Raw genomic sequence first — 7,668 nt, forward strand, 5'->3', positions numbered from 1 at the left:
CGCCTTTCCAGGCGGCCCCGGACCGTCGAGACCGTCCGGGGCCGCCCGAGCCGCCCGGGGCTGTCAAGGCCGTCCGGCTGGCGGAGTCCCGCCAGGGGGACGAACCGCCGAAACCGGGCAACGGGCGGCAACCGAACCATCCGTACCGGCACTGGCGGTTCTTGGCCAATCCCGGTAGGCGCCCTGTCCATCCCTGCCAACGATTGTCATGCTTCTGACCAAGTCCCGTCCGACCATCCGCCGCCCCACCCGTTTCCGGCGGATCGTCAGGTACCGCACGGGACCGGCACGTCCGCGCCCTACCGCCCCCAAGGTGCCAACCCCGGCGCCCCGGTACGCGGCGCACCCGCACGCACCCGCGGGTCTCGTGGAAGGAACCCCCGTACGTGAAGCGAAAGCTGACTGTCGGAGCCGTACTCTCCGCCACCGCACTGCTGGCCGGCGTCATCCAGATCGCCGCCGTCCCCGCCCAGGCCGCCGCCCCCTCGCCGGCCCAGCAGCAGTCCGCGCTGCTCGCGCTGGCCTCCGGGCAGAGCGCCCCGGTCGCCCAGGCCCTCGCCCTCGGCGGCCAGGAGAAGCTGGTGCCCAAGGACGTGGTGGTGGACAAGGACGGCACCCGCCACCTGCGGTACGACCGGACCTACGCGGGCCTGCCGGTGCTCGGCGGCGACCTGGTCGTCCACCAGAAGGCCGACGGCTCGGTGAGGTCCGTCGACCGGGCCTTCACCGGGCAGCTGTCCGTGCCCAGCCTGACCCCGGGCCTCGCCGCGCCCCAGGCGGCCGAGAAGGCCACCGCCGCCGTGCGGGCCACGGTCGGCGCCGCCGACCAGGAGGAGGCCGCGCTCAGCCGGGTCGACGGCGCCGGCGCGCCCGAGCTGGTCGTCTGGGCCGCCGACGGCACCCCGCGACTGGCCCACCGCACCACGGTCGAGGGCCAGCGCGCGGACGGCACCCCGAGCCGCCAGGTGGTCGTCACCGACGCCGCCACCGGCCAGGTGCTCTCCACCGACGAGCAGGTGAAGACCGCCACCGGCACCGGCAAGGGCGTCAACGTCGGCAGCGTCTCGCTCACCACCACCCAGAGCGGCAGCTCCTACCAGCTGAAGGACGCCTCCCGGGGCAACCAGTCCACCACCGACCTCAAGGGCGGCACCTCGGGCAGCGGCACGCTCGTCGCCAACACCACCAACAGCTTCGGCAACGGCCTGGCCTCCAACCGCGAATCCGCGGCCGTGGACGCCCAGTTCGGCGCGGCGGCCACCTGGGACTACTACAAGAACACCTTCGGCCGCAACGGCATCAAGAACAACGGCGTCGGCGCGGCGAGCCGGGTCCACTACAGCACCAACTACGTCAACGCGTTCTGGGACGACTCCTGCTTCTGCATGACGTACGGCGACGGCTCCGGCAACACCCACCCGCTGACCGCGATCGACGTCTCCGGCCACGAGATGAGCCACGGCGTCACCTCCGCCACCGCGAACCTCAACTACTCCGGTGAGTCCGGCGGCCTCAACGAGGCCACCTCGGACATCTTCGGCACCATGGTCGAGTGGTCCGCCAACCTCTCGGTCGACCCGGGCGACTACCTGATCGGCGAGAAGCTCAACATCAACGGCAACGGCACGCCGCTGCGCTACATGGACAAGCCCTCCAAGGACGGCGCCTCGGCCGACTACTGGTCCTCCACGGTCGGCAACAAGGACGTCCACTACTCCTCCGGCGTCGCCAACCACTTCTTCTACCTGCTCGCCGAGGGCAGCGGGGCGAAGGTCATCAACGGGGTCAGCTACAACAGCCCGACCTCCAACGGCTCGACGGTGACCGGCATCGGCCGGACCAAGGCGGCGGCGATCTGGTACCGCGCGCTGACCGTCTACATGACCTCCACCACCAACTACAAGGCCGCCCGCACCGCGACCCTGAAGGCCGCCACCGACCTGTACGGCGCCTCCAGCACCGAGTACAACGCGGTCGCGGCGGCCTGGAGCGGCGTCAACGTCAGCTGACCCGCACCACCTCCGGTAGCAACCGGTAGGAAATCGAGCCACCCCCGGTAAGAAACGGCGACAGGCTGCCGCGGCCCTTTGGGAGAGGAGGCCGTGGCAGCCTGTCGACCGTCCACGAGGAGGCCGGAGCCCGAGCGGGGGCCCGGGCGGCCGGCTCAGGCGGTGGCGGGCTTCAGCTCGCCCCGCTCCTCCTTGGCCAGCATCCGCTCGGCGAAGAAGCCGCCGGTGGGCAGCACCGCGAGCACGAACATCAGGACGCCGCGCTTGGCGTCCCACTTCTGCGCCTGCCAGGCCTGGATCCAGAAGACCACGTACAGGATGAACAGGACGCCGTGCACCATGCCCATCACCGGGACGGCGTCGAACGAGGTCGTCCGCTTCAGCACCGAGCAGATCAGCAGCAGGATGAAGGAGACCCCTTCGGGGCCGGAGACCAGGCGCAGGCGGTGGACGGCGCTGCTGTTCACGATGGATACCTCGATATGGGGGGTCGGCGGCGCGGGCTCGCTTGTGAAGCGACTCACAAGCATTCCGGCCCATTATCGCCGAGCCCACGGACGGGACCCCGGCCGGGGGTGGCCACCGTGCCCCATCTCACAGCGGCCGGCCCGGCGCCTGCCCGGAGCCCGTCCGGCGCCCGCCCGCCCTGTCACAGCTCTGTGCCGGAACGCCACCGAGCGCGACCGCCCGTCACCGGGAACCCCTATCCTGCTGCCCGCGCGCCCACCGATCCGGGCGCCGAGGCATCGCACACGGGGGGTACTCACCACATGTTCAAGCGCGACTGGGACCGCAGGACCTGCGCCAAGCGCGGCCACACCACCTACGCGCCGACGGAGCCGGAGCTGGCCTCCCGGCTGCACGCGTCCACCGCCCTCGGCGACGCCTGGCGCTGCCTGCGCTGCGGCGACTTCGCACTGGGCGCCCCGCACGGCTCCGGCCCGGCCGACGAAGCGCCGCTGGTGCCGCGCGGCAAGGCGCTGCGGGACCTGTTCATCCTGCGCTTCCTGGCCGTCGAGCGGGTGCTGCGCGGACTGCTGATCATCGTGGTCGCCTGGGCCGTGTGGAAGTTCTCCAACAGCCAGGACGCGGTGCACCGGGTCTTCGACGAGAACCTCACGGTGTTCCGGCCGGTCACCGACCACTTCCACTGGGACCTCGAACACGCCCCGATCGTCGAGACCATCCGCAAGACCTTCGACTTCAAGAAGAGCACCCTGCTGATCGTCGCGGGCGCGCTGATCGCCTACGCGGTGATCGAGATCGTCGAGGCGGTCGGCCTCTGGCTGAACAAGCGCTGGGCCGAGTACCTGACGGTGGTCGCCACCGCGGCCTTCCTGCCGTTGGAGGGCTACGAGCTGAGCCACCACGTCAGCGCCCTGAAGATCTGCACCCTGGTGCTGAACATCGCGGCGGTGCTCTGGATCATGCTCTCCAAGCGCCTGTTCGGGCTGCGCGGCGGCGTGGTGGCCTTCGAGGCGGAGCGCCACTCGGCCTCGCTGCTGGAGGTCGAGCAGGCGGCCGGCACCATTCCGAGCCCCGGACAGGGGGCGCACGCCCGGGCCTGACCGGGGCGCGTGCGCCGGGCGTGACCGGCGCGTTTGTCCCAGACCGGTACCAGTCGGCCCACGCACCCTCCCCGCGCCACGGCCGCAGCGGCTAGATTGCGGCCGTGGCACAGTTCAGACTCCAGGGATCGCGCGTGCTCGCCGTCGACTTGGGCGGCGACGCCGTCAAGGCGCGACACGGCTCGATGGTCGCCTACACCGGGCAGATGGCCTTCAAGAAGTTGACCGGCGGCGGGGACGGCCTGCGCGGCATGGTCACCCGCCGGCTGACCGGCGAGAAGATGACGGTCATGGAAGTGAAGGGGCAGGGCACCTGCTACTTCGCCGACAAGGCCACCGAGATCAGCCTGGTGCGGCTGAACGGCGAGACGCTGTACGTCGAGTCGGACAACCTGCTCTGCACCGAGTCCGCCCTGCACACCGGCACCAGCTTCACCGGGCTGAACGGCATGTCCTCGGGCAACGGCCTGTTCACCACCAAGGTGGAGGGCCACGGCTGGGCGGCCGTCACCTCCAACGGCCCGGCCGTCATCCTGCGGGTCGACAAGAGCATGCCGCTGCGGGTGGACCCGGGCGCGTACGTGGCGCACACCGGCACCCTGCAGCGCAGCCTGAAGTCGGGCGCGGGCTGGACCACGATCATCGGCGAGGGCGGCGGCGAGGCCGTCCAGATCGAGTTCACCGGCGAGGGCCTGGTGTACGTCCAGCCCTCCGAGAAGGCCACCATCGGGGGCGACGTCTGATGGGCTTCACGAAGATCAACGGGAAGATGGTCGAAGCCCAGGTGGTGCCCGGGCAGCGGCTGTTCAGCCAGCGCGGCGCGATGCTCGCGTACAGCGGCGACGTCCGCTTCACGCCGAACATCACCGGCGGGCAGGGCGGCGTGATGTCGATGATCGGCCGCCGGGTGGCCAACGAGGACACCCCGCTGATGACCGTCGAGGGCCAGGGCCGGGTGATGTTCGGCCACGGCGGCCACCACGTCCACGTGATCGACCTGTTCGGCGACACCCTGTACGTCGAGGCGGACCGGCTGCTCGCCTTCGAGGGCACGCTGCGGCAGTCCACCATGTTCATGGGCTCGCAGGGCGGGGTGATGGGCATGGTCCGCGGCCAGGTCACCGGGCAGGGCCTGTTCACCACCAAGCTGGAGGGCCAGGGCTCGGTCGCGGTGATGGCCCACGGCGGCGTCTTCGAGCTGCCGATCACCCCCGGCCAGTCGGTCCACGTCGACCCCCAGGCGTACGTGGCGCACCGCGGCGACGTGCGCAACAAGCTCTCCACGGCGCTGGGTTGGCGCGACATGATCGGCCGCGGCTCGGGCGAGGCGTTCCAGCTGGAACTGTCCGGGCAGGGCGCGGTGTACGTCCAGGCGAGCGAGGAGAAGCTCTGATGTCCTACCCGCCGCAGCCCCCGTACGGTTCGCCGCACAACCAGCCGACCCAGCCCGGCTTCGCGGCCCCGCCGCCCCCGCCGGGGTACGGCCCGCAGCCGGGCTACCCGCAGCCCGGCGGGTACCCGCCGCCCCCGCCGCAGGGCTACCCGCCGCCCCCGCCCGGCCACCAGCCCCAGCAGCAGTACCAGCAGCCGCCCCAGCAGCCGTACGGCCAGGAGCAGTTCGGCGGCCCACTGGCCCCGCTGCCGACCGGCCACGGCGGCACCGGGCCGGTGGTGTGGGACGCCCACAGCCTGCCGGCCGGCGACAACGTCAACCCGTACGCCTTCTCGGTCGACCTGAACGGCTCCTACTTCCTCCAGAAGGGCAAGATGGTCGCCTACTACGGCGACATCACCTTCAAGGGCGTCGGCGCCGGGGCGGTCGACCGGGTGCTCGGCCAGCACTTCAACTCGCCGATGCACGCGGCGGACTGGGTGGTCGCCGAGGGCCGCGGCAAACTGCTGCTGGCCGACCGGGCGTTCGACCTCAACTCGTACGACCTGGACGAGGGCAACCTGACCGTCCGCTCCGGCAACCTGCTGGCCTTCGACCCGACGCTGCGGCTCAAGCAGTCGATCATCCCGGGCTTCCTGACCCTGATCGGCACCGGCCGCTTCGTCGCCGCCTCCAACGGCCCGGTGCACTTCGTCGAGCCGCCGATCCGGGTGGACCCGCAGGCGCTGGTCGGTTGGGCGGACTGCCCGGCGCCGTGCCACCACTACGACCACGACTACATGCACGGGCTGATCGGCGGCCTGCGCCGGCTGACCGGCATCGGCGGGGCCTCCGGCGAGGAGCACCAGTTCGAGTTCATCGGCGCCGGCCAGGTGCTGCTGCAGTCGAGCGAGAAGCTGATGGCGGAGCGGTCGGTCGGAGCGGTCGACGCCGAGGCGGGCGTCCCGGTGGGCGGCGTGCCGTCCCAGCCGGGCACGGCCGGGCACGGCGGCGGCAACCCCAACATCCCCGGGCTCGGTAACCTGGGCGACCTCGGACGACGTTTCGGTCTGTAAACTTGTACAAGATTGAACTAAATCGGCTATGCTAGAGGGCATGGATACGCACACGATCGAGACCGCGGACACCCCTCCGTCGCAGCCCGAGGAGGAGACTCCCTGGCTGACCGCCAGGGAGCAGCGGATGTGGCGCGCCCATCTGGAGGTCGCCAAGCTGCTGGACTACCAGCTCAGCCGCGAACTCCAACCGCACAACCTCGCGATCAACGACTACGAGATCCTGGTCGTGCTCTCCGAGGCCCCGGACCGCCGGATGCGGATGACCGACCTCGCGACCGCCACCCTCCAGTCGAAGAGCCGCCTCTCCCACCAGATCACCCGGATGGAGAACGCCGGCCTGGTGCTGCGCCAGGAGTGCCCCGGCGACCGCCGCGGCCTCTACGCCCACCTCACCGAACACGGCTGGGAGACCATGCAGCGGGTCGCCCCCGACCACGTGCGCAGCGTCCGGGCCCACTTCATCGACCGCTTCACCCCGGAGCAGCTCGACGACATGTACCAGGCCCTCGCCCCCGTCGCCGAACACCTCCGCGGCCTGCGCGGCAAGCCGTAGCACCCCACGCACCACTCCGCCCCGCCGCGATCCGATCGCGGCGGGGCGGAAACGGTTCGCGGGCCCGCGCGCCCGGCCCGGGTCAGCCGCGGGTCAGGCCGGCGACGAGCTCGTCGGCGGCACCGTACGGGTCCAGGGCACCCTCGGCGACGCGTTCGGCGAGGACGGCCAGGTGCCGGTCCCCGCGCAGGTCGCCGATCCGGGCGCGCAGCTCGGCCAACGCGATCGCCTCGATCTCCTCGGCGGCCCGGCGGCGGCGCCGCGCGGCGAGCTCGCCGTGCTCCTCCAGCCAGGCGCGGTGCTTCTCCAGCGCCTCGACCACCTCGTCCACGCCCTCGCCGCGGGCCGCGACGGTCTTGACGATCGGCGGACGCCAGTCCCCCGCCTCCCGCGCCTCGCCGAGGCCCAGCATGTGGTTGAGCTCCCGCGCGGTGGCGTCGGCGCCGTCCCGGTCGGCCTTGTTGACCACGAAGACGTCGCCGATCTCCAGGATCCCGGCCTTGGCGGCCTGGATGCCGTCGCCCATCCCGGGGGCCAGCAGCACCACGGTGGTGTCGGCCTGGGCGGCGACCTCGACCTCGGACTGGCCCACCCCGACGGTCTCCACCAGGATCACCTCGCAGCCGGCCGCGTCCAGCACCCGCAGCGCCTGCGGCGCCGCCCAGGAGAGCCCGCCGAGGTGGCCGCGGGTGGCCATCGAGCGGATGAACACCTCGGGGTCGGTCGCGTGGTCCTGCATCCGGACCCGGTCGCCCAGCAGCGCGCCGCCGGAGAACGGCGAGGACGGGTCGACGGCCAGCACCCCGACCCGCTTGCCGAGCCGCCGGTAGGCGGAGACCAGCGCCGAGGTGGAGGTCGACTTGCCGACCCCGGGCGAGCCGGTCAGGCCCACCGTGTACGCCCGCCCGGTGTACGGCGCGAGCGCGGCCATCGCCTCCCGCAGCTGCGGCGCGGCGTTCTCGACCAGCGTGATCAGCCGGGCGACCGCCCGCGGCCGGCCCGCCCGGGCCTGCTCGACCAGCGTGGCGACATCGATCATCAGGAGCTCCTTGCGCGGATGCCGAAGGGGCTGCGGACCGCCACCGGC

The 7,668-nt window shown here is 71.9% G+C and carries 8 protein-coding genes; 6 read left to right on the plus strand and 2 right to left on the minus strand.

Annotated features, from left to right (window positions below; all coding sequences use genetic code 11):
* The first annotated feature begins 386 nt into the window (after nt 1-386).
* Entirely contained in the window at nt 387-2,009 is a 1,623-nt protein-coding gene (locus ACFRQN_RS38840; protein WP_380745324.1) for a M4 family metallopeptidase, read from the plus strand.
* Nucleotides 2,010-2,164: 155 nt separating this feature from the next.
* On the opposite strand, the gene ACFRQN_RS38845 is transcribed toward ACFRQN_RS38840, so the two are convergent.
* A complete protein-coding gene (locus ACFRQN_RS38845; protein ID WP_049651454.1) occupies nt 2,165-2,539 on the minus strand; it encodes a DUF3817 domain-containing protein in 375 nt (124 codons plus the stop codon).
* Between the two features lie 240 nt (nt 2,540-2,779).
* Here ACFRQN_RS38845 and ACFRQN_RS38850 point away from each other — a divergent pair, with 240 nt between their 5' ends.
* From ACFRQN_RS38850 to ACFRQN_RS38870, 5 genes are all read left to right on the plus strand, one after another.
* The gene (locus tag ACFRQN_RS38850) at nt 2,780-3,577 is read left to right on the plus strand and encodes a DUF2127 domain-containing protein (protein WP_380745326.1); all 798 of its coding nucleotides are present in this window, start codon (nt 2,780-2,782) and stop codon (nt 3,575-3,577) included.
* Nucleotides 3,578-3,681: 104 nt separating this feature from the next.
* Complete coding sequence (locus ACFRQN_RS38855) at nt 3,682-4,320, plus strand: AIM24 family protein (protein ID WP_074001459.1); 639 nt, start codon at nt 3,682-3,684, stop codon at nt 4,318-4,320.
* On the plus strand, nt 4,320-4,970 hold the full coding sequence (locus ACFRQN_RS38860) for an AIM24 family protein (protein WP_049651451.1): 651 nt from the start codon (nt 4,320-4,322) through the stop codon (nt 4,968-4,970). The genes ACFRQN_RS38855 and ACFRQN_RS38860 overlap by 1 nt, the downstream gene beginning before the upstream one ends.
* Before the next feature lie 245 nt (nt 4,971-5,215).
* The gene (locus tag ACFRQN_RS38865; protein WP_049651462.1) at nt 5,216-6,025 is read left to right on the plus strand and encodes an AIM24 family protein; all 810 of its coding nucleotides are present in this window, start codon (nt 5,216-5,218) and stop codon (nt 6,023-6,025) included.
* Between the two features lie 40 nt (nt 6,026-6,065).
* A complete protein-coding gene (locus ACFRQN_RS38870; protein WP_049651450.1) occupies nt 6,066-6,581 on the plus strand; it encodes a MarR family winged helix-turn-helix transcriptional regulator in 516 nt (171 codons plus the stop codon).
* 82 nt (nt 6,582-6,663) lie between these two features.
* Here the strand turns inward: ACFRQN_RS38870 and meaB are convergent, their stop codons facing one another.
* The gene (gene meaB, locus ACFRQN_RS38875) at nt 6,664-7,620 is read right to left on the minus strand and encodes a methylmalonyl Co-A mutase-associated GTPase MeaB (RefSeq protein WP_380745328.1); all 957 of its coding nucleotides are present in this window, start codon (nt 7,618-7,620) and stop codon (nt 6,664-6,666) included.
* Between the last annotated feature and the right edge of the window lie 48 nt (nt 7,621-7,668).

This window comes from Kitasatospora sp. NPDC056800, from assembly GCF_042789775.1.
GTDB lineage: Bacteria > Actinomycetota > Actinomycetes > Streptomycetales > Streptomycetaceae > Kitasatospora.